General features: G+C 54.8%; 18 protein-coding genes. 9 read left to right on the top strand and 9 right to left on the bottom strand.

Annotation, left to right across the window (positions count from 1 at the left end; all coding sequences use genetic code 11):
- Window positions 1-77: 77 nt before the first annotated feature.
- Both rapA and rluA read left to right on the top strand, forming a co-directional pair.
- Window positions 78-2,984, top strand: a complete 2,907-nt coding sequence (rapA, locus tag AC2FC2_RS13300) for an RNA polymerase-associated protein RapA (RefSeq protein ID WP_209635024.1) — start codon at window positions 78-80, stop codon at window positions 2,982-2,984.
- 57 nt (window positions 2,985-3,041) lie between these two features.
- Window positions 3,042-3,692 carry a bifunctional tRNA pseudouridine(32) synthase/23S rRNA pseudouridine(746) synthase RluA gene (gene rluA / locus AC2FC2_RS13295; RefSeq protein ID WP_209635023.1) on the top strand — a complete coding sequence of 217 codons (651 nt, stop codon included), beginning with the start codon at window positions 3,042-3,044 and terminating at the stop codon, window positions 3,690-3,692.
- Window positions 3,693-3,813: 121 nt separating this feature from the next.
- On the opposite strand, the gene djlA is transcribed toward rluA, so the two are convergent.
- Entirely contained in the window at window positions 3,814-4,635 is an 822-nt protein-coding gene (djlA, locus tag AC2FC2_RS13290; protein ID WP_209635021.1) for a co-chaperone DjlA, read from the bottom strand.
- 228 nt (window positions 4,636-4,863) lie between these two features.
- On the opposite strand from djlA, the gene lptD reads away from it, so the two are divergent.
- The 6 genes from lptD to apaH all read left to right on the top strand — a co-directional run bounded on the left by lptD (window position 4,864) and on the right by apaH (window position 11,627).
- Window positions 4,864-7,227, top strand: a complete 2,364-nt coding sequence (gene lptD, locus AC2FC2_RS13285) for an LPS assembly protein LptD (RefSeq protein ID WP_490659373.1) — start codon at window positions 4,864-4,866, stop codon at window positions 7,225-7,227.
- Between the two features lie 65 nt (window positions 7,228-7,292).
- Window positions 7,293-8,591 (top strand): peptidylprolyl isomerase SurA, encoded by a 1,299-nt coding sequence (surA, locus tag AC2FC2_RS13280; protein WP_209635017.1) that lies wholly within the window; start codon window positions 7,293-7,295, stop codon window positions 8,589-8,591.
- A complete protein-coding gene (gene pdxA / locus AC2FC2_RS13275; RefSeq protein ID WP_490659372.1) occupies window positions 8,578-9,570 on the top strand; it encodes a 4-hydroxythreonine-4-phosphate dehydrogenase PdxA in 993 nt (330 codons plus the stop codon). Before surA ends, pdxA begins: the two co-directional genes overlap by 14 nt.
- Complete coding sequence (gene rsmA, locus AC2FC2_RS13270; RefSeq protein ID WP_037420728.1) at window positions 9,563-10,381, top strand: 16S rRNA (adenine(1518)-N(6)/adenine(1519)-N(6))-dimethyltransferase RsmA; 819 nt, start codon at window positions 9,563-9,565, stop codon at window positions 10,379-10,381. The genes pdxA and rsmA overlap by 8 nt, the downstream gene beginning before the upstream one ends.
- A gap of 12 nt (window positions 10,382-10,393) precedes the next feature.
- Window positions 10,394-10,771: a Co2+/Mg2+ efflux protein ApaG gene (gene apaG / locus AC2FC2_RS13265; protein ID WP_012005174.1), complete on the top strand. Its 378-nt coding sequence runs from the start codon at window positions 10,394-10,396 to the stop codon at window positions 10,769-10,771.
- A gap of 4 nt (window positions 10,772-10,775) precedes the next feature.
- Window positions 10,776-11,627, top strand: a complete 852-nt coding sequence (apaH, locus tag AC2FC2_RS13260; protein WP_490659371.1) for a bis(5'-nucleosyl)-tetraphosphatase (symmetrical) ApaH — start codon at window positions 10,776-10,778, stop codon at window positions 11,625-11,627.
- Between the two features lie 39 nt (window positions 11,628-11,666).
- Here apaH and AC2FC2_RS13255 read toward each other — a convergent pair whose 3' ends face one another.
- The 4 genes from AC2FC2_RS13255 to AC2FC2_RS13240 form a co-directional block, all read right to left on the bottom strand.
- Window positions 11,667-13,556: a PhoX family protein gene (locus tag AC2FC2_RS13255; protein WP_490659370.1), complete on the bottom strand. Its 1,890-nt coding sequence runs from the start codon at window positions 13,554-13,556 to the stop codon at window positions 11,667-11,669.
- A gap of 195 nt (window positions 13,557-13,751) precedes the next feature.
- Window positions 13,752-14,234 carry a type 3 dihydrofolate reductase gene (gene folA, locus AC2FC2_RS13250; protein ID WP_037420718.1) on the bottom strand — a complete coding sequence of 161 codons (483 nt, stop codon included), beginning with the start codon at window positions 14,232-14,234 and terminating at the stop codon, window positions 13,752-13,754.
- Window positions 14,235-14,377: 143 nt separating this feature from the next.
- The gene (locus AC2FC2_RS13245; RefSeq protein WP_209635013.1) at window positions 14,378-14,842 is read right to left on the bottom strand and encodes a threonine/serine exporter; all 465 of its coding nucleotides are present in this window, start codon (window positions 14,840-14,842) and stop codon (window positions 14,378-14,380) included.
- Complete coding sequence (locus AC2FC2_RS13240; RefSeq protein ID WP_265555800.1) at window positions 14,839-15,639, bottom strand: threonine/serine exporter family protein; 801 nt, start codon at window positions 15,637-15,639, stop codon at window positions 14,839-14,841. Before AC2FC2_RS13240 ends, AC2FC2_RS13245 begins: the two co-directional genes overlap by 4 nt.
- 174 nt (window positions 15,640-15,813) lie before the next feature.
- On the opposite strand from AC2FC2_RS13240, the gene AC2FC2_RS13235 reads away from it, so the two are divergent.
- Window positions 15,814-16,428, top strand: coding sequence for a LysE family translocator (locus AC2FC2_RS13235; protein ID WP_209635011.1), 615 nt, complete (start codon window positions 15,814-15,816; stop codon window positions 16,426-16,428).
- A 138-nt stretch (window positions 16,429-16,566) separates the two neighbouring features.
- On the opposite strand, the gene kefC is transcribed toward AC2FC2_RS13235, so the two are convergent.
- From kefC to carA, 4 genes are all read right to left on the bottom strand, one after another.
- Window positions 16,567-18,420 carry a glutathione-regulated potassium-efflux system protein KefC gene (gene kefC, locus AC2FC2_RS13230; protein WP_404760394.1) on the bottom strand — a complete coding sequence of 618 codons (1,854 nt, stop codon included), beginning with the start codon at window positions 18,418-18,420 and terminating at the stop codon, window positions 16,567-16,569.
- Window positions 18,413-18,970, bottom strand: a complete 558-nt coding sequence (kefF, locus tag AC2FC2_RS13225; protein WP_209635009.1) for a glutathione-regulated potassium-efflux system oxidoreductase KefF — start codon at window positions 18,968-18,970, stop codon at window positions 18,413-18,415. The genes kefC and kefF overlap by 8 nt, the downstream gene beginning before the upstream one ends.
- Before the next feature lie 179 nt (window positions 18,971-19,149).
- On the bottom strand, window positions 19,150-22,374 hold the full coding sequence (gene carB / locus AC2FC2_RS13220; protein WP_209635007.1) for a carbamoyl-phosphate synthase large subunit: 3,225 nt from the start codon (window positions 22,372-22,374) through the stop codon (window positions 19,150-19,152).
- 14 nt (window positions 22,375-22,388) lie between these two features.
- Window positions 22,389-23,537, bottom strand: a complete 1,149-nt coding sequence (carA, locus tag AC2FC2_RS13215; protein ID WP_265555804.1) for a glutamine-hydrolyzing carbamoyl-phosphate synthase small subunit — start codon at window positions 23,535-23,537, stop codon at window positions 22,389-22,391.
- Between the last annotated feature and the right edge of the window lie 429 nt (window positions 23,538-23,966).

The raw sequence follows: 23,966 nt of genomic DNA, 5'->3' as shown, positions 1-23,966 counted from the left end.
CAGACGTTTGATACGGGTACCGCGGTGTTCTAAACCCGGTAACAAGACTTACTTAAAAAGAATCGAGCCGACAATATATGCCTTTTACACTTGGTCAACGCTGGATCAGCGACACGGAAAGCGAATTAGGATTGGGTACTGTCGTGGCGCTGGATGCGCGCATGATTACCCTGCTTTTCCCCGCAACCGGCGAAAACCGCCTTTATGCCAGAAATGACTCGCCAATCACCCGCGTGATGTTCAACCCAGGCGACACCATCAGCAACCACGAAGGCTGGGAGCTGCAGGTGGAAGAGGTCAAAGAGGATAACGGCCTGCTGACCTATATTGGCACCCGCCTGGACACCCAGGAAAGCGGTGTGGCAATGCGTGAAGTGCTGCTGGACAGTAAGCTGACCTTCAGCAAGCCGCAAGACCGCCTGTTTGCCGGCCAGATCGACCGTATGGATCGCTTCGCGCTGCGTTTCCGCGCCCGTAAATACCAGAGCGAACAGTATCGTCTGCCGTTTGCCGGTCTGCGCGGCATGCGAGCCAGCCTGATCCCTCACCAGTTGCATATTGCCTATGAAGTCGGCCAGCGCCATGCCCCACGCGTTCTGTTAGCAGATGAAGTAGGCCTGGGTAAAACCATTGAAGCCGGTATGATCATCCACCAGCAACTGCTGGCAGGCCGTGCCGAGCGCGTATTGATCGTGGTACCAGAAACGTTGCAGCACCAGTGGCTGGTCGAAATGATGCGCCGCTTCAACCTCTATTTCTCACTATTCGACGACAGCCGTTACTCAGAGGCCAAACTCGACAGCAGCAACCCGTTTGAAACCGAACAGTTGGTCATCTGCTCGCTGGACTTCGTGCGCCGTAATAAGCAGCGCCTGGAAGAACTGGCCGATGCCCAATGGGATCTGCTGGTCGTCGATGAAGCACACCACCTGGCCTGGAGCGAAGACGCACCAAGCCGCGAATACCAGGTGATTGAACAGCTGGCCGAGCATATCCCCGGCGTACTGCTGCTGACCGCAACCCCAGAACAGCTTGGCCAACAGAGCCACTTTGCGCGTTTACGCCTGTTGGATCCGAACCGTTTCCACGACTACCACGAATTCGTCGCAGAACAGCAGAAATACCGCCCGGTGGCGGATGCTGTCACCTTGCTGCTCAGTGGTGAGCGCCTGGCGGATGACAAGCTGAACCTGCTCGGCGAGCTGATCGACGAACAAGACATTGAACCGCTGTTAAAAGCCGCCAACAGCGACAGTGAAAACAGCGAGCAGGCGCGTCAGGAGCTGGTCACCATGCTGATGGACCGCCACGGTACCAGCCGCGTGCTGTTCCGTAACACCCGTAATGGGGTCAAAGGCTTCCCGCACCGTAATCTGCATCAGATCAAGCTGCCGCTGCCAACTCAGTACCAGACCGCCATTAAAGTGTCTGGCATCATGGGTGCAAAGAAAACCGTTGAGGCACGTGCACGCGACATGCTCTATCCAGAGCAAATCTATCAGGAATTTGAAGGCGAAAACGCCACCTGGTGGAACTTCGATCCGCGTGTTGAATGGTTACTGAATTACCTGGTAAGCAACCGCAACGAAAAAGTCCTGGTGATCTGCGCCAAGGCCGCCACTGCACTGCAACTGGAACAGGTGTTGCGCGAGCGAGAAGCTATCCGTGCCGCCGTGTTCCATGAAGGCTTGTCGATTATCGAGCGCGATCGCGCCGCCGCTTACTTCGCCTCAGAGGAAGACGGTGCCCAAGTGCTGCTGTGCTCGGAAATCGGCTCTGAAGGCCGTAACTTCCAGTTCGCCAGCCACCTGGTGATGTTCGATCTGCCGTTTAACCCGGACCTGCTGGAACAACGTATTGGCCGTCTGGACCGTATCGGCCAGATGCATGACATTCAAATCATGGTGCCATACCTGGAAAACACCGCTCAGGCGGTACTGGGCCGTTGGTTCCACGAAGGGCTCGATGCCTTCGAACATACCTGCCCAACCGGCCGTACCATTTATGACAGTGGTTATGAGCAACTGATCGGTTTCCTGGCGTCACCCACCGAGCAGGAAGGCCTGGATGAATTCATTCACACCTGCCGTCAGCAGCACGACCAACTGAAGGTGCAACTGGAGCAGGGCCGCGATCGCCTGCTGGAAATGCACTCCAATGGCGGCGAAAAAGCGCAGGCGTTGGCTGAAGCCATTGCCAATCAGGACAACGACGTCAACCTGGTGGGCTTTGCGCTTAACCTGTTCGACATCGTCGGTATCAACCAGGACGACCGCAGCGATAACCTGATCGTCCTGACACCGTCCGATCATATGCTGGTACCTGACTTCCCGGGCTTGCCACAGGATGGCTGCACCGTCACCTTCGATCGTGAGCAAGCGCTTTCACGTGAAGATGCCCAGTTCGTCAGTTGGGAGCACCCGATTATCCGCAACGGCCTGGATCTGATCCTGTCTGGGGATACCGGTAGCTGTGCCGTTTCTCTGCTGAAAAACAAGGCGCTGCCTGTCGGCACCTTGTTGGTTGAGCTGGTGTACGTGGTTGAGGCGCAAGCGCCGAAGCACCTGCAACTGACCCGCTTCCTGCCACCGACGCCAATCCGTATGTTGATGGACCGCAAAGGTACCAATCTGGCGGCGCAGGTTGAATTCGAAAGCTTCAACCGCCAATTGAACGCAGTTAACCGTCACACCTCCAGCAAGCTGGTCAATGCCGTGCAGCAAGATGTGCATGCCATGCTGCAACAGGCAGAAAGCCTGGTTGAAGAACAGGCCCGTGCCTTGATCGAGCAAGCAAAACAGGAAGCGGATGACAAGCTAAGCACCGAGCTGGCACGTCTGGAAGCCCTGAAGGCCGTCAACCCGAACATCCGTGATGACGAAGTCGAAGCGCTGGAGTTCAACCGTAAGCAGGTGTTGGTTAACCTGAATGAAGCGGGATGGCGTTTGGACGCGATCCGTCTGGTGGTTGTCACTCACCAGTAACCTGGCGCAAGGGGGAGCTGCGGTTCCCCTATTGTGACTTTCAGCGGAGCCAACAAGATGGAACCCTACAATCCCCCACAGGGCCCGATGCATATCCTGTATCAGGATGAGCACATTATCGTGGTCAACAAACCGAGCGGTCTGCTGTCGGTACCCGGCCGTGCGCCGGAAAACAAAGACAGTCTGATGACACGCATTCAGGCAGACTTTCCGGCCGCCGAGTCGGTGCATCGTCTGGATATGGCAACCAGTGGCGTGATTGTGGTGGCGTTAAATAAAGCCGCTGAACGTGAGCTAAAACGCCAGTTCCGCGAGCGTGAGCCGAAAAAGTCCTATATCGCACGGGTCTGGGGTCATCTGGAGCACGATGAAGGTCTGGTGGATTTGCCGCTGATTTGCGACTGGCCTAATCGGCCGTTGCAGAAAGTGTGTTTCGAGACGGGTAAAGCAGCGCAAACGGAGTATCTTGTGCTGTCACGAGATGCCGATGGAAGCACACGCGTAAAACTCATGCCGATCACCGGTCGCTCACACCAGTTGCGCGTTCATATGCTGGCATTGGGCCACCCGATCCTCGGTGACGGTTTTTATGCCACACCAGAAGCCAAGGCCATGGCGCCACGTTTACAGTTGCATGCGCAAGAGCTGCGCATTACCCACCCTGCTTTCCAGACGCCGATGCATTTCCGCGTTGAACCGGATTTCTAACACCATCGGACGGCGATACCCTAAACGGCAACCTTGCTCACCCCAGGAGCCTGGTCAACCAGGTGACCGGGGTGAGCAGGCGCAGCCAACAAAGAGGCAGCTTCAAGTATGACGGGTATCGTTATTTGAAGCCTTTCTCACGCTTGATCAGGTCGTAGGCCGCCTGAATTTCCTGCGCCTTTTGCTTGGCCATTTCCATCATTTGTGGCGGTAAACCTTTCGCCACCAGCTTGTCTGGATGGTGCTCGCTCATCAGCTTGCGGTAAGCACGTTTAATGGTGGTCGCATCGTCGCTGCTGCTGACACCCAGCACTTTACAGGCGTCATCCAAAGTAGGACCACGCTGCGCCTGCTGGTAGCCGCCCTGCGAATGCCCGCCTTGCTGACCGCCGCCAAATTGGCGCCCGCCCTCCATCATGCTGAGGAACTGATCGAACTGCGCACGCGAAATGCCCAATTCTTCTGCGATGACGTACAGCACCTGGCGCTCGTTTGGATGCAACGAACCATCGGCAAACGCCGCCTGAATTTGAATTTCCAGAAACATCCGAATCAGGTCAAAACGGCCAAAACAGATGCTGCGGAACTGCTGCAGCGTTTCTCTCAGTGGGAACTGGCTCTGTTTACCTTCACGAAATGCCTGCTGTGCCGCGGTACGGGCTTCCCCGTGCAGTTGCAGGCGATCCATAAACAGGCTGGCAATCTGGATATCCGCCTCGGTAACACGTCCTTTTGATTTGGTCAGGTGACCCATCACCTGAAAAGTGGTGCGGAAAAACAGCGTTTGCCGCGTTTGCTGGTCGGCGAAAAAACCCCGGCTGCGCTTGTTGCTGCGCGCAGTGTCAATCATATGACCGACAATCAGCCCCAAAACTACACCCCAGAATCCCGCGCCAGCCCAAATGGCCACGATGACCCCGAGCAGTTTTCCCCAATACTGCATATACTCCTCAATTATCATGCCGAAAGCCGACTGCTCCCTTCCGTCTTAGGTAAGGGTTAAGGCGATTTTTCCCAGGATTTCGATTATCATACCTGTCATTTATCTTTGCGCCTATCGACGACGCAAGTAAACGGCCGGATTTAACACTAGCGCAACGCAGATGAGTGATATAGTCTCTGACCGTTTGCCGGACATGACGCCTCTGATGACGGAACACCAAAACCGCGTATGAAAAAAAGTTTCCCAACACTGCTGGCCACACTGATTTGGACGGCACTCTACAGTCAGCACGCGCTGGCTGACCTGGCTGAGCAATGCATGCTCGGCGTACCTGTTTATGACAAACCGCTGGTCAGCGGCGATCCGAACAGCCAACCCGTCACTATTCACGCCGATGACTCCCGCGCCGATTATCCAAAAAGCGCGCTGTTCACCGGTAACGTGAACATTGAGCAAGGCAACAGTACCCTGACTGCCAAACAGGTTGAGCTGAACCAGACGCAAAACCCAGGACAAACTGAGCCGGTACGCACCGTAACGGCGACCGGTGACGTGCACTACAGCGACAATCAGATCAAACTGAAAGGTCCGAAAGCCTGGTCGAACCTGAATAATAAAGACACCGACGTCTACGAAGGCGACTACCAGATGGTAGGCCGTCAGGGCCGTGGCGACGCCGACAAGATGAAGATGCGCGGCGCCAATCGTTACACCATTCTGGAAAACGGCACCTTTACGTCCTGCTTGCCTGGCGACGACAGCTGGAGCGTCGTCGGATCCGAAGTGATCCACGACCGCGAAGAGCAGGTCGCAGAAATCTGGAACGCGCGCTTCAAAATTGGCGGCGTGCCCGTATTCTACAGCCCTTATCTGCAATTGCCGGTGGGTGATAAACGTCGCTCCGGTTTCCTGATCCCGAATGCAAAATATGGCAGCAGCAATGGTTTTGAGTTCTTGCTGCCGTATTACTGGAACATTGCGCCGAACTTCGACGCCACCATCACACCGCACTATATGTCCCGGCGTGGTCTGCAGTTGCAGAACGAATTCCGTTATCTGGTGCAGCCTGGTTTGGGCCTGATGGAATTCGACTGGTTGCCGAACGACAAGGAATACAGCAAGGACAACCCTGACGACAGCAAGCGTTGGTTGTTCTACTGGAACCACAATGGCGTGATGGACCAGGTGTGGCGTTTCAACGTCGACTACACCAAGGTCAGCGACTCCAAATACTTTACCGATTTGGACTCTAAATACGGTTCCACCACCGACGGTTACGCGACGCAGAAATTCAGCGTCGGCTACGCCATTGATAACTGGGACGCCACCTTAAGCTCCAAACAGTTCCAGATCTACGACGATACCGACCGCAGCCAATCAGACTCTTATAAAGTTCAGCCACAGTTGGACCTGAACTACTACAAAGACGATATCGGGCCGTTCGATTTCCACATTTACGGCCAGGCAGCCAAGTTCATTAGCGTTAACCCATACAGCCCTGACGCGACCCGTCTGCATATGGAACCGACGCTAAGCCTGCCGCTGACCAACGGTTGGGGCAGCCTGAACACCGAAGCCAAACTGCTGGCAACCCACTATCAGCAGGATATTCCTGACGGTTTTGCCACCAACTACAAGAACCGCACTGGCAACAACGCCCCAGGCCTGGAAGACTCGGTCAACCGCGTGCTGCCGCAGTTCAAAGTCGACGGCAAGATGGTGTTCGATCGCCCAATGAACTGGTCTGAGGGCTATACGCAAACCCTCGAACCGCGCGTACAGTATTTGTATGTGCCGTATCGTGACCAAAGCAACATCTACACCTACGACACCACGTTGCTGCAAACCGACTACTCAGGCCTGTTCCGTGACCGCACATACAGTGGCCTGGATCGCATCGCGTCACAAAACCGTGTTTCAACCGGTTTGACCTCGCGTATTTATGATGACGCGCTGGTTGAACGTTTTAATGTTTCCGTTGGTCAAATCTACTACTTCAGCCGTTCCCGTACCGGTGACCAGACTACGCGTTACGACAACAATGACGATACCGGCAGCCTGGCTTGGGCTGGCGATAGCTATTGGAAGATTGACGATCGTTGGGGTCTCCGTGGCGGTCTGCAGTACGACACGCGTCTCAATAGCATCTCATTGGGTAATGGCGTACTGGAATACCGTCAGGATTCTGAACGCGTACTGCAGTTGAACTACCGTTACGCTACGCCGGAGTATATTGAGACGGCATTGAATACCACGCAGGTTCCGGCTTATCAGGACGGTATTTCGCAAGTGGGCGTCACCGGCAGTTGGCCGATTGCCGATCGCTGGGCAGTTGTAGGGGCTTATTACTACGACACCCGTGCAAAACAATCAGCCGATCAGCTGCTCGGCGTGAAGTACAACACCTGCTGTTGGGCGGTAACCTTGGGCTATGAGCGCAAGATCACCGACTGGAATAACAGTAACAATACCAGCGTTTATGACAACAAAGTTTCATTCAACGTCGAACTGCGTGGCCTGAGCAGCGATCACAGTCTGGGCTCCGCGGAAATGTTGCGTTCCGGCATTCTGCCTTATCAGCGTGCATTTTGATGCTTTGTAACACTTTGAAAACGAGAACTTTCACCCGCATTTGCGGATTACATAATGGGAAATGTATGAAGAACTGGAGAACGCTTATTCTCGGATTGGTGGTTTGCGCCAATACCGCGTTCGCAGCACCCCAAGAAGTGGATAAAGTCGCCGCCGTCGTGGATAACGGCGTTGTGCTTGAGAGCGACGTAAACACCCTGTTGCAGTCGGTGAAACTTAATGCGCAGCAAGCCGGGCAACAATTGCCGGATGACAAGACACTGCGTCACCAAATCCTTGAACGCCTGATTATGGATAACATCCAGCTGCAGATGGCCAAGAAAATGGGCATTACCGTTTCCGATGCCGATCTGGACAAAGCCATCAGTAACATCGCTGCACAGAACAAAATGAGCATCGATCAGATGCGCAGCCGTCTGGCGTATGAAGGCTTGAACTACAACACTTACCGTTCGCAGATCCGTAAGGAAATGCTGATTTCTGAAGTGCGTAACAACGAAGTTCGCCGACGCGTCACCATCCTGCCTCAGGAAGTGGACTCACTGGCAACGCAGGTTGGCGCTCAGAACGGTAGCGATACTGAAATGAACATCAGTCACATCCTGATCCCGCTGCCGGAAAACCCGTCGCAGGCACAGGTTGACGACGCAGAAGCCTTGGCGAAAAAACTGATGGGTGAAATCAACGGTGGTGCCGACTTCGGCAAGCTGGCGATCGCCTACTCCGCGGACTCCCAGGCGCTGAAAGGCGGCAACATGGGCTGGGGCAAGCTGCAGGAAATCCCTACGCTGTTCGCTGAAAGACTGGTTAACGCCAAAAAAGGCGATGTGGTCGGCCCAATCCGTTCCGGTGTCGGCTTCCACATTCTGAAAGTGAACGATATCCGCGGCGCCAACCAGTCGGTATCCGTCACCGAGGTTCATGCACGCCATATTCTGCTGAAGCCTTCCGTGGTGCTGACCGACGATCAGGCTCGTGCAAAACTGCAAGCCGTTGCTGAAGAAATTAAGAGCGGCCGCGCCAAGTTTGCTGACGAAGCCAAACAGCTTTCTCAGGATCCAGGTTCTGCACTTCAGGGTGGTGATTTGGGCTGGGCTTCTCCAGACATCTACGATCCTGCTTTCCGCGATGCTTTAATGAAACTGAGTAAAGGCGAAATCAGCCAACCAGTGCACTCTTCCTTCGGCTGGCACCTGATTCAGTTGCTGGATACGCGTCAGGTGGATAAAACCGACGCGGCGCAGAAAGACCGTGCTTACCGCATGCTGTTCAACCGCAAGTTTGCAGAAGAAGCGCAAACCTGGATGCAGGAACAACGTGCTCAGGCTTACGTGAAGATCCTTGACGGTAATGCACAACAATAATCGCATCGTAATCACCCCCGGCGAGCCTGCCGGGGTTGGGCCGGATTTAGTGGCAGTGCTGGCACAACAGGATTGGCCTGTTGAACTGGTGGTGTGCGCGGATCCGGCCTTGTTGCTTGAGCGCGCCCGGCAGTTAAACCTGCCGTTGCAACTGCGCGACTATCAAGCTCAACAGCCTGCCCAGCCACAGCGAGCCGGTACGCTGACGGTATTACCCGTCGCGCTCGCTCATGCGGTCGTAGCAGGTGAATTGAACGTGGGCAATAGCGCCTACGTCGTGGAAACGCTGGCACGCGCCTGCGACGGCTGTCTGAATGGCGAATTCGCCGCACTGATCACCGGCCCGGTGAACAAGGGCGTGATCAATGATGCCGGTGTCCCCTTTATTGGCCATACCGAATTCTTTGCCGATCGCAGCGGCTGCGATCGTGTCGTGATGATGCTGGCAACGGAAGAGCTGCGCGTGGCGTTGGCGACCACTCACCTGCCTTTACTGGCTGTGCCTGGCGCTATCACCCAGCAAAGTCTGCATGAAGTCATCCATATTCTCGACCATGACCTGAAAACCAAATTTGGCCTTGCACAACCACAAATTTATGTCTGTGGCTTGAACCCGCATGCCGGAGAAGGTGGCCATATGGGCCGCGAAGAGATCGATACCATTATCCCGGCGCTCGACGCGCTGCGTGCTGAAGGTACCCATCTTATTGGCCCACTGCCGGCAGACACCCTGTTCCAGCCCAAGTATCTGCAACATGCCGATGCTGTGCTGGCGATGTATCACGATCAGGGTCTGCCAGTGCTAAAATACCAAGGGTTCGGCCGGGCGGTAAATATTACCCTCGGTTTGCCTTTTATCCGTACCTCGGTCGACCACGGTACCGCTTTAGAACTTGCAGGCACCGGCACCGCCGATGCAGGCAGTTTCAAAACGGCCTTGAATCTCGCCATTAAAATGATAATTAATTGTAATGAATAATAAAGTCCACCAAGGGCACTTTGCCCGCAAACGCTTTGGACAGAACTTTTTAACCGATCAGTTTGTCATCGATAGCATTGTCTCCGCCATTCATCCCATGCCGGGTGAAGCGGTGGTTGAAATCGGACCCGGCTTGGGTGCATTGACCGAGCCGGTTGGCGCACGCATGGACCGCATGACGGTGATTGAGCTGGACCGCGATCTGGCGGCTCGCCTGGCGAATCACCCACAGCTGAAAGACAAACTGACCATCCACCAGCAAGACGCCATGACGGTGAACTTTGCCGAAATGGCCGAGCAGGCTGGCCAACCGCTGCGCGTGTTTGGTAACCTGCCGTATAACATTTCGACGCCGCTGATGTTCCACCTTTTCAGCTATACTCAGGCCATCCGCGACATGCACTTTATGTTGCAGAAAGAAGTCGTCAATCGTCTTGTTGCTGGGCCAAACAGCAAAGCCTACGGGCGTTTAACCGTAATGGCGCAGTACTACTGCAATGTCATCCCGGTGCTGGAAGTGCCACCGACCTCTTTCACCCCGGCGCCAAAAGTGGATTCCGCTGTGGTACGTCTGGTTCCGCACCTTGTGAACCCGAACCCGGTGGGTGACGTACGTATGCTAAGCCGGATAACAACTCAGGCGTTCAACCAACGCCGGAAGACGGTCCGCAACAGCCTGGGTGATCTGTTCACACCAGAGCAACTGACGGAATTGGGTATCGATCCGGTACTTAGAGCAGAGAATATTTCTGTGGCGCAATACTGTAAGCTGGCTAACTGGCTTTCAGCCAATCCCGCGCCGCAGCAATAAGGAGTAGTGGTCATGATTGATTCGCCCCGTGTATGTATTCAGGTACAAAGTGTCTATGTGGAATCACAATCGATACCTGAGGAAGAACGTTACGTCTTCGCTTATACCATCACCATCCGCAATTTGGGGCGTTTCAACGTGCAACTGCTTGGGCGTTACTGGTTGATTACCAACAGTAATGGCCGTCAGACTGAAGTTCAGGGTGAAGGCGTGGTTGGCGAACAACCCCTCATTCCACCTGGGGGAGAATTCCAATACACCAGCGGCGCTATCCTTGAAACGCCACTGGGTACCATGGAAGGCCATTACGAAATGGTTGATCATCAGGGTCAACCGTTCCAGACCGCTATTCCCGTGTTCCGCTTAGCTATTCCAACACTGATTCACTAATTCTATGTCGACATATCTCATCGGCGATGTTCATGGCTGTTTTGATGAACTGCAGTCGCTATTGGCCCAAGTTGCTTTCGATCCTCTGCATGACCGCCTATGGCTGACCGGCGATTTGGTTGCCCGCGGCCCCGGCTCGTTGGACGTGCTGCGCTACGTACGTTCACTCGGCCCTGCGGTACGTATGGTCCTGGGCAATCACGATCTGCACCTGTTGGCTGTCTATGCCGGCATCAGTCGTAATAAGCCCAAAGACCGCATCACTCAGTTGCTGGAAGCCCCTGACGCTGATGAGCTTATCAACTGGCTACGCCGCCAACCGGTGCTGCAAGTGGATGAGCAACTCAAACTGGTGATGGCACATGCCGGGATCACTCCGCAATGGGACATTGAAACGGCACAAGTCTGCGCCCGTGAAGTCGAGGCCGTATTGAGCAGCGACAGCTATCCGCTGTTCCTCGACGCCATGTACGGTGATATGCCGAACAACTGGAGCCCAGAGCTGAGCGGATTGGCTCGCCTGCGGTTCAGCACCAATGCCCTGACACGCATGCGTTACTGCTTCCCGAACGGCCAGCTTGATATGATCTGCAAAGATGCGCCAGGCACAGCGCCTGCCCCGCTCAAGCCTTGGTTTGAATTACCGCGATTGGTTGATGCCGATTACACCATTATCTTTGGTCACTGGGCATCACTGGAAGGTAAGGGCACACCCGCAGGCGTTATTGGCCTTGATACCGGCTGTTGTTGGGGGGGCGATCTGACCATGCTACGTTGGGAAGATCAGCAGTACTTTACCCAACCGGCTCACCGCCGTGATTCTCAGGACAGCGTGCACCAACAGGTCGCGTCATAATTAGAGTGGGGCGGTTAAAGCCGCCCCACTGTTTTCGCCTTAAGCCCCGATAACACCACCGTCTTCACGCGTAATCATCAATACTGACGAACGCGGGCGCGGACTATTGTTCGGGAAATGGGAATCGCCTTCTTCGCCCGGGTGCTGTACGTTGACAAACATCGTCTTGTAATCCGGAGTGAAGGTAATACCGGTCAATTCGCAGGATTTCGGGCCGACCATAAAGCGACGAATCTCACCACTGAGTGGATCCCCCACCAACATCTGGTTGTTCCCTTGCCCAGCATAGTCGCCCTTATTACTGTATTTACCGTCAGTGAGGATCCACAGGCGACCGGATTTATCAAAGCCCAGGCCATCCGGGCTATTGAAGGTATTTTCCGCAGTAATATTGGGCGTACCACGATTCACCCCTTCCGGGTGCGCAATAGGGTTGCCGCACAATGCATAAATATCCCAGGTGAATGACGCCGCCGTAGCATCGCCACCTTCATCCCAACGGATGATCTGACCGTAGACATTATTCGGGCGCGGGTTCGCCGCGTTCAGCGGCATGCCCTCTTCGCCACGCTTACTGTTATTGGTTAACGTGCAGTAGGCTCGACCATCGTGAGGATTGACCGCGATCCATTCAGGGCGGTCCATTTTGGTTGCCCCAACCTGCGCCGCCGCTTTACGGGCGAAGATCAGCACTTCAGACTCGTCACGGAAGCCATTTTCCGGTGTCAGCCCATTCTTGCCGAACTCCAGGGCAATCCAACGCCCTGTGCCCTTCAACGGCGTACCGGCGGCATCGCCATCAAACTGCGCCACATACAGCGTGCCTTCGTCCAACAGGGTACGATTATTGGCAGGGTTAGCCACGTCAACCACACCCTTGGAAACGTATTTATAAATGTGCTCACCGCGCTCATCGTCCCCCATGTAAACAACCAGGCGGCCATCCTTTGCGACAGTAACGGCAGCATTTTCATGCTTGAAGCGCCCCAGAGCGGTGTGTTTGATCGGTGTCGACGTTGGATTCATTGGGTCAATTTCGACAATCCAACCGTGGCGGTTGAATTCGTTTGGATTTTTCGCCACATCAAAACGCTCGTCATAATCCGGCCAGTTACGCTCCGGTTCGCTCACTTTCAGCGTGTAGCGTTTCTGTTCTGCCGTCGTCTTGTAATCCGCCTGGTGAGTACCAAAATAAGTATCAAAATTCTCTTCGCAGGTCAGGTAAGTGCCCCAGGGCGTTTTCCCGTTAGCACAGTTGCCGAAGGTGCCCAACACCTTGCGTCCGCTAGGATCAGCCGCCGTCTGCAACAACGGGTGGCCGGCAGCCGGGCCGCTGAACTGCATTTCGGTATTGGCCGTGATACGGCGGTTATAGCGTGACGGACGCTCTACTTCCCAGCGTTGGCTATCACCGTCGCGGCGCACCGCAACAATGGAAACACCATGTGCGGCTTGTGATTTACGCACGTCCTCCAGGCTGGTGGCTTTGGTGCCACCGTGGGCAAAGAGATACTGCTCATTAACGTATTCGTTGTTGATGGCCATCACGCCGTGATTGTCATCAATCGGGAAGAAACTCATGCCATCGTTGTTATCACCAAACTGCTTTTCCTGGTCGGCAGCGCTGTTGTTGCCCTGCGGGTCAAAAGCGGCAGCGCCCTCAACCAACGGTTCCCCCCAAGAGATCAGCACCTCCGCGCGATATCCCGGTGCAATCGCCACCTCATCCGCGGTTGAGGCTGCAATGCCCTTGAAACCTAACAGCTTGTTTGGCGGTAAATCTTCTGCCAATGCGTCAGCGGATAGGGTCCAAATACCGCCGCCGAGGAAACCGGCCAGGCCAACGGCACCTGCGCTGCCCAGCAGTAACTTGCGGCGGGTGGGGTCGGTCAGGCGATCGGCATCTAATTGCTCAATTTTAGTCGTCATAGGTTTATTTCCTTTTTTAATATGGCGCCGCGATCAAGATTCACCAGAGTTGCCGGGCGCTCAGAGTTGGGCTTCATACTAATCAGGAAATGTGACGAAAATGTTACAGCTAAAAGTCAGAAAACCTTTTGCCGCAGAAACGACAAAGGACGCAATCTCTTGCGCCCTTTGGAGGATATGGTTAACACCCGGTGATTAGCGGTGTTCTAAAATCTCAAAGCAATAGCTGTGAGAATTCAGCTCGTCAGCATCGTGGAACTCACTGAACGAGGTTTCCCATTCGTCCGGCTCATAGTCCGGGAAATGGGTGTCACCACCGACTTCGGCATCGATATGCGTCAGGTACATGCGGTTGGCGCGTGGCAGGAATTGGGTATAAATACGCCCCCCCCCCATCACCATGACTTCTTCGACATCGCCAGCAGCGGCCAGTGCTTCGTCCAGTGACGTCGCCCAGGTCACCCCGGTTTCACTGCCAGGACGGCTGCTTAAAACGATATTATGGCGCCCCGGCAACGGGCGACCAATGGACTCGAAAGTTTTACGGCCCATAATAACCGGTTTATTCAGCGTGTTACGTTTAAACCACGCTAAATCTGCTGGCAGGTGCCACGGCATGGCGTTTTCCATACCAATAACGCGATCCGCCGCCAAGGCAGCGATCAGGCTGATAATCATTGTTAAACCCTGTGTAGGCAGCAAAATTGCTCACACTATACGTAAAGCCCTATCTGCCGTCGATAGGCTAATCAAGCAATATGAATATATAAGATAGCTCTTATCAGCATAACTAATACCCATATTTTCTTGCCCGTAAATCCTCAGACGCCGGGACGTTTGCGATACAACCAAAGCCCAGGCAATGACAGCCCGATCGATAACGCGCCGACGATAAAACAGGCCTTGAGAAAATTACTCATCATCGTGGCCATCAGCGCCTCGCTATAACCCAAATGCGAAATCTCAACCACTGAGATCATCGCGGTATACGCGGAGATACCGGGGAACATCGGGATCACGGCTGCCACGGTAAACACCTTTGGGTGTGCCAGCAGCCAGCGAGACCAATAAATGCCGATGATGCCAATCAAAATAGCTGCCAGCAGCGACGCCCATTCGATGTTCATTCCTGCGTGCATCATCAGCATACGGGAACCGTGGCCCACCGCGCCCAACAATGCGCAATAACGCAAGGCACGCAGCGGCACGTTGAATACCATGGCAAAGCCCAGCGCCGGCACCGCCGCCAGCAACATGTCCTGCAGTAAGGCCCAAAGCAAACTCATGACCACCCCCGCAGATCCCATAGCGCCATCGCCATCACTACACCGATACAGGTGGCCAACGTCAGCAAGCTCGCCATCGCCCAACGCGCCAAACCAGTATTAATGTGCCCCTTGAACATATCGGCGACCGCGTTAATCAGCGGGAATCCGGGCACCAGCAGCAGTACGCTGGCCGCCATCGCCACCGTGGAGGTTTGACTAAACACCGGCAATCGCAGTAGCAGGCCGGAAACCGATGTAGCGACAAACGCCGTCAGGCAAAAGTTAATCAGCGGATTCATATGACGAGCCGTCAACATTTGGCGCACAGACATCGCCAGGCCACTGGCGATAAAGGTGACTGCAAATGCTTTTTGATCACCACCGTTCAATACGCTGAAGCAGCCGCAAGACAGCGCCACCATCAACACGACCAACCAGCGTGGGTAACGCAGCGGACGGATTTTCTCGAAACGCCGGGCAACGTCATGCGCATCGGCGAGCCGATGCTCCGCCAAAATGACGATGTGTTGTACCTCGGTCACCATCTGCATATTGATGCCGCGGTCAACATTCTTGCGTGTCGTGGTCAGGCATTCACCGTTACTGAGCGTCGTCAGCACGACCGCATTGGCCGAGATCGAACTTTCCACGCTGTCCATCCCCAGCGCCATCCCCAGCCGAGTCGATAACTGCTCCACTACCGTGCTTTCAGCGCCATGTTGTAACAGCAGCAAAGCACACTGAATGCACAGCCGAGTGATTTCACGTTGTTGCCGCTGTGGCGGCGGGATGTCTGTCGTTGTCGGCTGTTGCATAATGTCCCGGGGTTCGCGCTGAGTAGACCCTCTGGCTTTCACTACTGCGGCTTGAAAGACGGCGGGCAGGAATGTTTATCATAGAGTCAAACATTACCTCATTTGGTTGATGCGCATCAGGAGAAGCGGCGTTATTATCAGCGCAATTGGGCCTTTTGTGCAGAGAGTCAAATCATGCTTGAAACTTCGCTGTTCGTTGCCGGTATTGCCGCTTTAGGGATGCTATCGCCAGGTCCGGATTTTTTCCTGGTGATCAAAAACGCGGCCCGTTATCCGCGGCTGGCTGCCATGATGACCGCCTTCGGTGTGTTCTGCGGTGTCGCGACCCATATGTCTTACTGTGTCGCCGGCTTGGCGGTGGTGATCACGACCACACCCTGGTTGTTTAATGTGCTGAAATACGCGGGAGCGGTATACCTGATTTGGGTTGGTATTCAGGCGTTACTGTCACGCGGTGGCAGCAAAATGAATGTCAGTAATCTGCCGCAACAGCAGGTGAGCCTGAAAAACGCCTTTGTACAAGGGTATCTGTGTAATCTGCTTAACCCAAAAGCCACGTTATTCTTCCTGGCGGTCTTCACTCAGGTACTGCAGATCAACTCTGGGCTGGGCGAAAAACTCTGGTACGCGGGGATTATTCTTGGGCTGTCTGCCCTCTGGTGGCCGGCGTTGGTATTCCTGATACAAAGCGGGCCGGTACGCCGTGGGCTGGAAAAGACCCAGAAGATCGTCGACAAAGTACTGGGCGGCATGCTGATTGCCTTGGGTATCAAGGTCGCGCTCAGTTAATTGCCCCTTCTTACCTGTCGCTGCCGCGTTGTTGACGGCATACATTTACCCCGGTCACTTGGCTCACCAAGCTCCCGGGGATTCATGGACTTGCCGCTTAACCGCAACATCCCGTACTTTGGGTCAATATCAGCATGATTATCCCTTGGCTTCTACCACCTCATCCTCCGGTGCCTTACCGTCAATACTGCCACGCCAACCACTTTGCTGTACTCTCGCCAGCCGATTTTGGTCCTGCTCGATAGCAGCGCTGAGCATCTCTTTGGCCCGCTGCAAGCTGGCAATGCGGAATTCTGTATCCTGGTAATTCTCCAGCGTTTCCTCCAGCATTTTCTGGTTATAACGGCGGAAGGTATCGGCTTTCTCACGTGCCTCGTAGGCATCCAGCCCCAGCAGCTCCAGTGCTTCACGACCGATACGCAGTGAACTTTCAAAGGTTTCACGTTCCGGGCTTTCCACCCCCAACTGCCGCAGCTGATACCAGTGATCAACGTCACGTGCACGCGCCACCACCTTCAGATGCGGGAAATGCCGCTTGGCCAGTTCGGTCAGTTGCAAGTTGGCCTCTACGTCGTCGATAGCATTAATCAGCACCTTGGCGTGCTCAGCCCCCGCCGCTTCCAGCAGATCGGCACGGGTGGCATCGCCATAAAATACTTTCGTGTCGAACTTGCGCAGAGTTTCAATATGGTCTGGGTCGTGATCCAACACCACGGTATGCACACCATTGGCCAGCAATAAACGGCCGGCAATCTGGCCGAAGCGACCAAACCCGGCAATGATTACACTGGCATTCTCATCGTCAATCTCATCCGCCGGACGTTCATCTTTCGGCGCGTTCTTCTCAAGCCGGGCGGCCACGACCAACAACAAGGGGGTCATCGCCATCGACAGGGCCACTGACAGCGTCAATGACTTAGCCCATTCTGGCGGCAAGACCCCAGCCAGTTGCGCAGCCGCAAAGATCACAAAAGCAAACTCACTGCCCTGACCTAACAAGATGGCAAACATGCCACGCTGACGTTTTGGCACCCCCAGCCACGGCCCAATCAGCCACAGTAACGCTGCTTTAATCAGCATAAAGCCCAGCAGTAGCGACGCGATCAGCAACGGGTGGTGGAACAGGGTGCCGAAGTCGATAGACATGCCGACACCGATGAAGAACAGCCCGAGTAACAGCCCTTTGAATGGCTGAATATCGCTTTCCAATGCGTGGCGGTATTCAGAACTCGCTAACATCACCCCAGCGAGGAAAGCCCCCATCGCCATCGACAGCCCGGCCATTTCCAGCAGAATGCCAAAACCAAAGACCAGGAACAGTGCTACGGCGCTGAAGACTTCGCGCATACCGGAACGGGCGACAAAATGCAGCAACGGTCGAGTGACATAGCGACCAAGCAGTACCACCGTCGCCAATGCCCCAACCACCTTGGCAGCCGACAGGGCGAATGATGCCAACGTGGTCGCAGTACCGCTGCTGGCCAATAGCGGAATCATCGCGACCAAAGGGATCGCCGCGATATCCTGGAATAACAACGCCGCAAACGCGCTGCGACCAATCGGCGATGGCGTCAGGTTACGCTCACTCATGGCCTGCATGGCAATCGCGGTGGAAGACAATGCCAGAGTCAGACCGATCAGCAGCGCCACCTTCCAGTCCAGTCCGAGGAAATAACAAAACGCGCTCAGCGCCAGCCCGCACGACGCCATCTGAATAATACCGCCGCCAAACACCGATGCCCGCAACGTCCAAAGCCGTTTCGGATCCAACTCCAGGCCGATGATAAACAACATCAGCACCACGCCGATCTCGGCAAAGGTGAGGATCGACTCAGCGTCGGAAACCAGCTTCAGCCCCCAGGGACCAATAATGCAGCCAGCAATCAGGTAGCCCAGCACAGAGCCCAGTCCAAGCCGCACTGCGATCGGCACAAACAATGCGGCCGATCCTAAATAGATCAGCCCCTCAATCATCATCTGGTGATTATCCATTTTCGACTCCCTGCTCAACGGGTTCGCTGTGTTCCATCAGATACGTTATCAGCCTTTGGCGATAGGCTTCCCCAGCGGCCATCAACGCCGGCTCATTGCAGGTAAAGGTGTTATGCACGGCAAAATACGGCAGCCAATTCATGCCGCAATACAATGCGGTCGCCTGCAACGGTTGTGCCAGTGCTGCAAAGTTGGGGTAATCGCCCAGCTCGAAATGGTGTTCATCGCCACCGCTGGTTACTGCCCACAGCACATCTTTACCCACCAAGGCATTGCCTTCATGGCCATAAGCCCAGCCATGTTCCAGCACTTTATCGATCCACAGTTTCAGTAACGGCGGTTGGCTGTACCACTGCATCGGGTGTTGCAACACCACCAGATCGGCGCGCTCCAAGGCTTGCTGCTCGGCATTGATATCGATATTGAAGTCGGGATACAGCTCGTACAACGAGCGCACCTCCACCTCAGGAATATCCTTCACTGCCTGTAGCAGACGGTGATTGGCATGCGAATGCCGGGGATAGGGATGGGCGTAAATAATGAGAATCATGTTGTCGTCGTTCCTTCGTTCCATGCTAATACATCAAGCATATACCAATCACACAGGGTGACAGTTTGCTGAATGATTGATAGCGGAAATTTCTAATTCAAGACAACAAATTCCCTGAACAAGTTAAAAAAATAAGGGCGCTGCAGCTGCAGCGCCCTGAGGCTTACGGCATTATCGAATTACTTGCCGATGCGTGCGTGCAGCTCCTGCACCGACGTCACTTGCTCGGTCGGATCTGCCTTCAGCGCCATCGCAGTGGCAAAGCCGCCGTTCAGGGTTGTGTCGTAATGCACTTTGTACTGCAGTGCGCTGCGGCGAATCAACTTGGAGTCTTCAATCGCCTGACGACCGGCCGTGGTGTTAACGATGTAGGTGTATTCGCCATTCTTGATACGATCCTGAATGTGCGGACGGCCTTCATGCACTTTGTTGACCAGGCGCGGGTTAATTCCCGCCTCGCCCAGCACCACGGCGGTGCCGTGAGTGGCATCCAGCTCGAAGCCCTGTTTCAACAGGCTTGCGGCCAGGTCCACCACGCGGGCTTTATCGCCTTCACGCACAGAGAGCAGTGCGCGGCCCTGTTTTTTCATGCCTGACTGGCTGCCGAGCATCGCTTTGGAGAAAGCTTCTGCGAAGGTGCGGCCAACGCCCATCACTTCCCCGGTAGAGCGCATTTCTGGCCCTAAAATCGGGTCAACGCCTGGGAATTTGTTGAACGGCAGTACCACTTCTTTCACCGAGTAGTACGGCGGGATAACTTCTTCCGTTACGCCCTGCTCAGCCAGTGTTTTACCTGCCATCACACGCGCAGCCACCTTGGCCAGCGGCACGCCAGTAGCCTTGGAGACAAACGGCACGGTACGTGCAGCTCGTGGGTTGACTTCAATCAGGTAGACTTCGTTGTTCTTCACGGCAAACTGCACGTTCATCAGGCCACGAACCTGCAGCTCAAACGCCAGTTTCTCAACCTGTTGACGCATCACGTCCTGAATTTCTTTGCTCAGGGTGTACGCCGGCAGTGAGCAAGCGGAGTCACCGGAGTGTACGCCAGCCTGTTCAATGTGTTCCATAATGCCGCCAATCAGCACCCGCTCGCCGTCGCAAATGGCGTCGACGTCCACTTCTACCGCGTCATCCAGGAAGCGGTCCAGCAGCACCGGGGCGTCGTTGGATACGCTAACCGCGTTTTGGAAGTAGCGACGCAGGTCGATGTCGTCATAGACGATTTCCATCGCACGCCCGCCCAGCACATAGGAAGGACGCACCACCAGCGGATAACCGATACCGGCCGCTTTCTCTACCGCTTGTTCGATAGTGGCAACGGTAGCATTAGCAGGCTGTTTCAGGCCCAGACGGTTCACCGCCTGTTGGAAACGTTCACGGTCTTCGGCACGGTCAATCGCATCCGGGCTGGTGCCGATAATCGGTACACCGGCAGCTTCCAGCTCACGCGCCAACTTCAACGGGGTCTGGCCACCGTACTGCACGATCACGCCTTTAGGCTTCTCGATGCGCACGATTTCCAGCACGTCTTCCAGCGTCACCGGCTCGAAGTACAGGCGGTCGGAGGTGTCGTAGTCGGTAGACACGGTTTCCGGGTTACAGTTGACCATAATGGTTTCGTAACCGTCTTCACGCAGTGCCAGCGAGGCGTGCACGCAGCAGTAGTCGAACTCAATGCCTTGGCCGATACGGTTCGGACCGCCGCCCAGCACCATCACTTTCGGACGGTCATTGGTCGGGTTGGACTCGCACTCTTCTTCATAGGTGGAGTACATATAAGCGGTATCGGTAGCGAACTCCGCTGCGCAGGTATCCACACGTTTGTATACCGGGTGCAGGCCATAACCGTGACGCAGTTTGCGGATTTCGCTTTCGGCGACGCCAGCCAAAGTCGCCAAACGCGCATCAGCGAAGCCTTTACGCTTCAGGGTGCGCAGGAACTCTTGAGTCAGGCCGTTGATGCCGGTTTCGGCAACCTGCTCTTCCAGACGCACCAGCTCTTCAATCTGTACCAGGAACCAGCGGTCAACGTTGGTCAGGTTGAATACGCCATCAACTGACAGGCCGGCACGGAAGGCGTCAGCGATGTACCAGATACGATCGGAGCCAGCATCTTTCAGCTCACGACGAATTTTGGTCAAGGCTTCCGGGTCATCCAGGCTCACTTTCGGGTCAAAACCGGTCGCGCCCACTTCCAGGCCGCGCAGCGCTTTTTGCAGCGACTCTTGCTGGGTGCGGCCAATAGCCATCACTTCGCCGACCGATTTCATTTGGGTGGTCAGGCGGTCATTGGCACCGGCAAATTTCTCGAAGTTGAAACGAGGAATTTTAGTCACAACGTAGTCGATTGACGGTTCAAACGAAGCCGGGGTACGGCCACCGGTGATGTCGTTCATCAGCTCATCGAGGGTGTAGCCCACCGCCAGCTTGGCGGCGATTTTGGCAATCGGGAAGCCGGTGGCTTTTGACGCCAGCGCCGAGGAGCGGGATACGCGCGGGTTCATTTCGATGACGATCAAGCGGCCGGTTTTCGGGTTAACCGAGAACTGCACGTTGGAACCACCGGTTTCGACGCCAATTTCACGCAGCACCGCCATCGAGGCGTTACGCATGATTTGGTATTCTTTGTCGGTCAATGTCTGTGCTGGCGCCACGGTGATGGAGTCGCCGGTATGGATACCCATGGCGTCGAAGTTTTCGATCGAACAGACGATGATGCAGTTATCGTTCTTATCGCGCACCACCTCCATCTCGTACTCTTTCCAGCCGATCAGCGATTCATCAATCAACAGTTCTTTGGTCGGTGACAAGTCCAGACCGCGTTCGCAGATCTCTTCGAACTCTTCGCGGTTATAAGCGATGCCGCCACCGGTGCCACCCATAGTAAAGGAAGGGCGGATGATGCATGGGAAGCCAACGTCAGCGGCAACCGCCAGCGCTTCTTCCATGTTGTGTGCGATGCCTGAACGCGCGGTGTCCAGACCGATTTTCTTCATTGCTACGTCAAAACGGCGACGGTCTTCCGCTTTATCGATCGCATCAGCGGTCGCGCCAATCATGGTCACGCCAAACTCGGCCAGTACGCCTTGACGTTCCAGCTCCAGCGCACAGTTCAGTGCAGTCTGGCCGCCCATGGTCGGCAGCACGGCGTCTGGACGCTCTTTCTCGATAATTTTACGCACCACTTCCCAGTGAATTGGCTCGATGTAGGTCGCATCAGCCATTTCCGGGTCAGTCATGATCGTGGCCGGGTTGGAGTTCACCAGAATGACCCGGTAACCCTCTTCGCGCAGCGCTTTACACGCCTGAGCACCCGAGTAGTCGAACTCACACGCCTGACCGATAACAATCGGGCCAGCGCCGAGGATCAGGATGCTTTTTATATCAGTACGTTTTGGCATTTTTTTGCTCCTGATTATTTGGCGTTAGAACGGTAAGTCTCGATCAATTCGATAAAGTGATCGAACAGCGGCGCGGCATCGTGTGGGCCCGGGCTGGCTTCAGGGTGACCCTGGAAGCTAAACGCTGCTTTATCGGTGCGGTGAATGCCCTGCACCGTGTGGTCAAACAAGGATTTGTGCGTAATGCGCAGTTCGGCCGGCAAGTTATTTTCGTCCACTGCAAAACCGTGGTTCTGGGCGGTAATCATGACGCAGTCGTTATCCAGGTCTTTCACCGGGTGGTTGCCGCCGTGGTGGCCAAGCTTCATCTTCACGGTTTTTGCGCCGCTCGCCAGTGCCAGCAACTGATGGCCGAGGCAGATACCGAACACCGGAATGTCGGTCTCCAGGAACTGTTTAATCGCAGTGATAGCGTAATCACATGGCTCTGGGTCGCCAGGGCCGTTGGACAAGAAAATGCCGTCCGGATTCATCTTCAAGACTTCATCTGCCGGCGTCTGTGCGGGTACTACCGTCAGGCGGCAACCGCGATCCACCAGCATGCGCAGGATGTTACGCTTGGCGCCGTAATCATATGCCACGACGTGGAATGGCAGTTCAGAGGCTGCTTTGGCTTCCGGCAGTTCGCCTTCCAGTGTCCAGCTCCCCTGCTGCCAGCTGTAAGCTTCCTGAGTGGTCACTTCTTTGGCCAGATCCATGCCTTTTAGACCCGGGAAGGCTTTGGCCTTCGCTAATGCCAGAGCGGCATCCGGCGTGTCAGCGGCGATGATGCAACCGTTCTGTGCACCCTTTTCACGCAGCAGGCGAGTCAGCTTGCGGGTATCAATATCGGCAATCGCCACAATGTTATGGCGCTTCAGGTAATCAGACAGACCTTCTTCGTTGCGGTAGTTGCTGGCAATCAGTGGGAGGTCACGAATGACGAGGCCTTGGGCGTGTACTGCGGAGGATTCTTCGTCGGAAGCATTGGTGCCGACATTGCCGATATGGGGATAAGTAAGAGTAACGATCTGGCGGGAGTAGGAAGGATCAGTGAGGATTTCTTGATAACCGGTCATCGACGTATTGAAGACCACTTCCCCCACTGCCGTACCCTCTGCCCCGATGGCCCGACCGTGGAATTGGGTTCCGTCTTCGAGAACCAATAGCGCTGACTTAATCAAAACACCCTCCAAGGAATAATCAATCACAATATTTGCATATTAATTCAGATATCGCGATCTAAATCAATGCAAAAACCGCCCTCAAGGTCAATTTTTGGCAAATTGGGCGCATTTTAATGATGAGTGCTCCGCTTGTCTACCCAAAGCGCCATTTTTTCTCTTATTTTTGCACTTCTCGGCGTTTAATAGCCCCAGCAGCCATAAAAACACCGCTAAACTCGGGCTGGTAAACGGTTGCGGGATGGGATGACAAAAAATTGCACTAGCGACGCTAAAATACGGGGTTTAAAACATCATCAAAGCCTATTATGGATGAAATAACCCATTAAAACACACATAAAAACACATCAAGAACACAGAAATAATCGAAACCATCATTTTCAGTGTTAAAAAAAAGGACAATAAAATTATTGTCCTTTAATCATATAA

It is taken from the genome of Serratia sp. CoH_122_TC_1 (assembly GCF_058191755.1).
The sequence above is the reverse complement of the archived record's forward strand: the minus strand, read 5'-3'. Positions and strand labels throughout refer to the sequence as shown.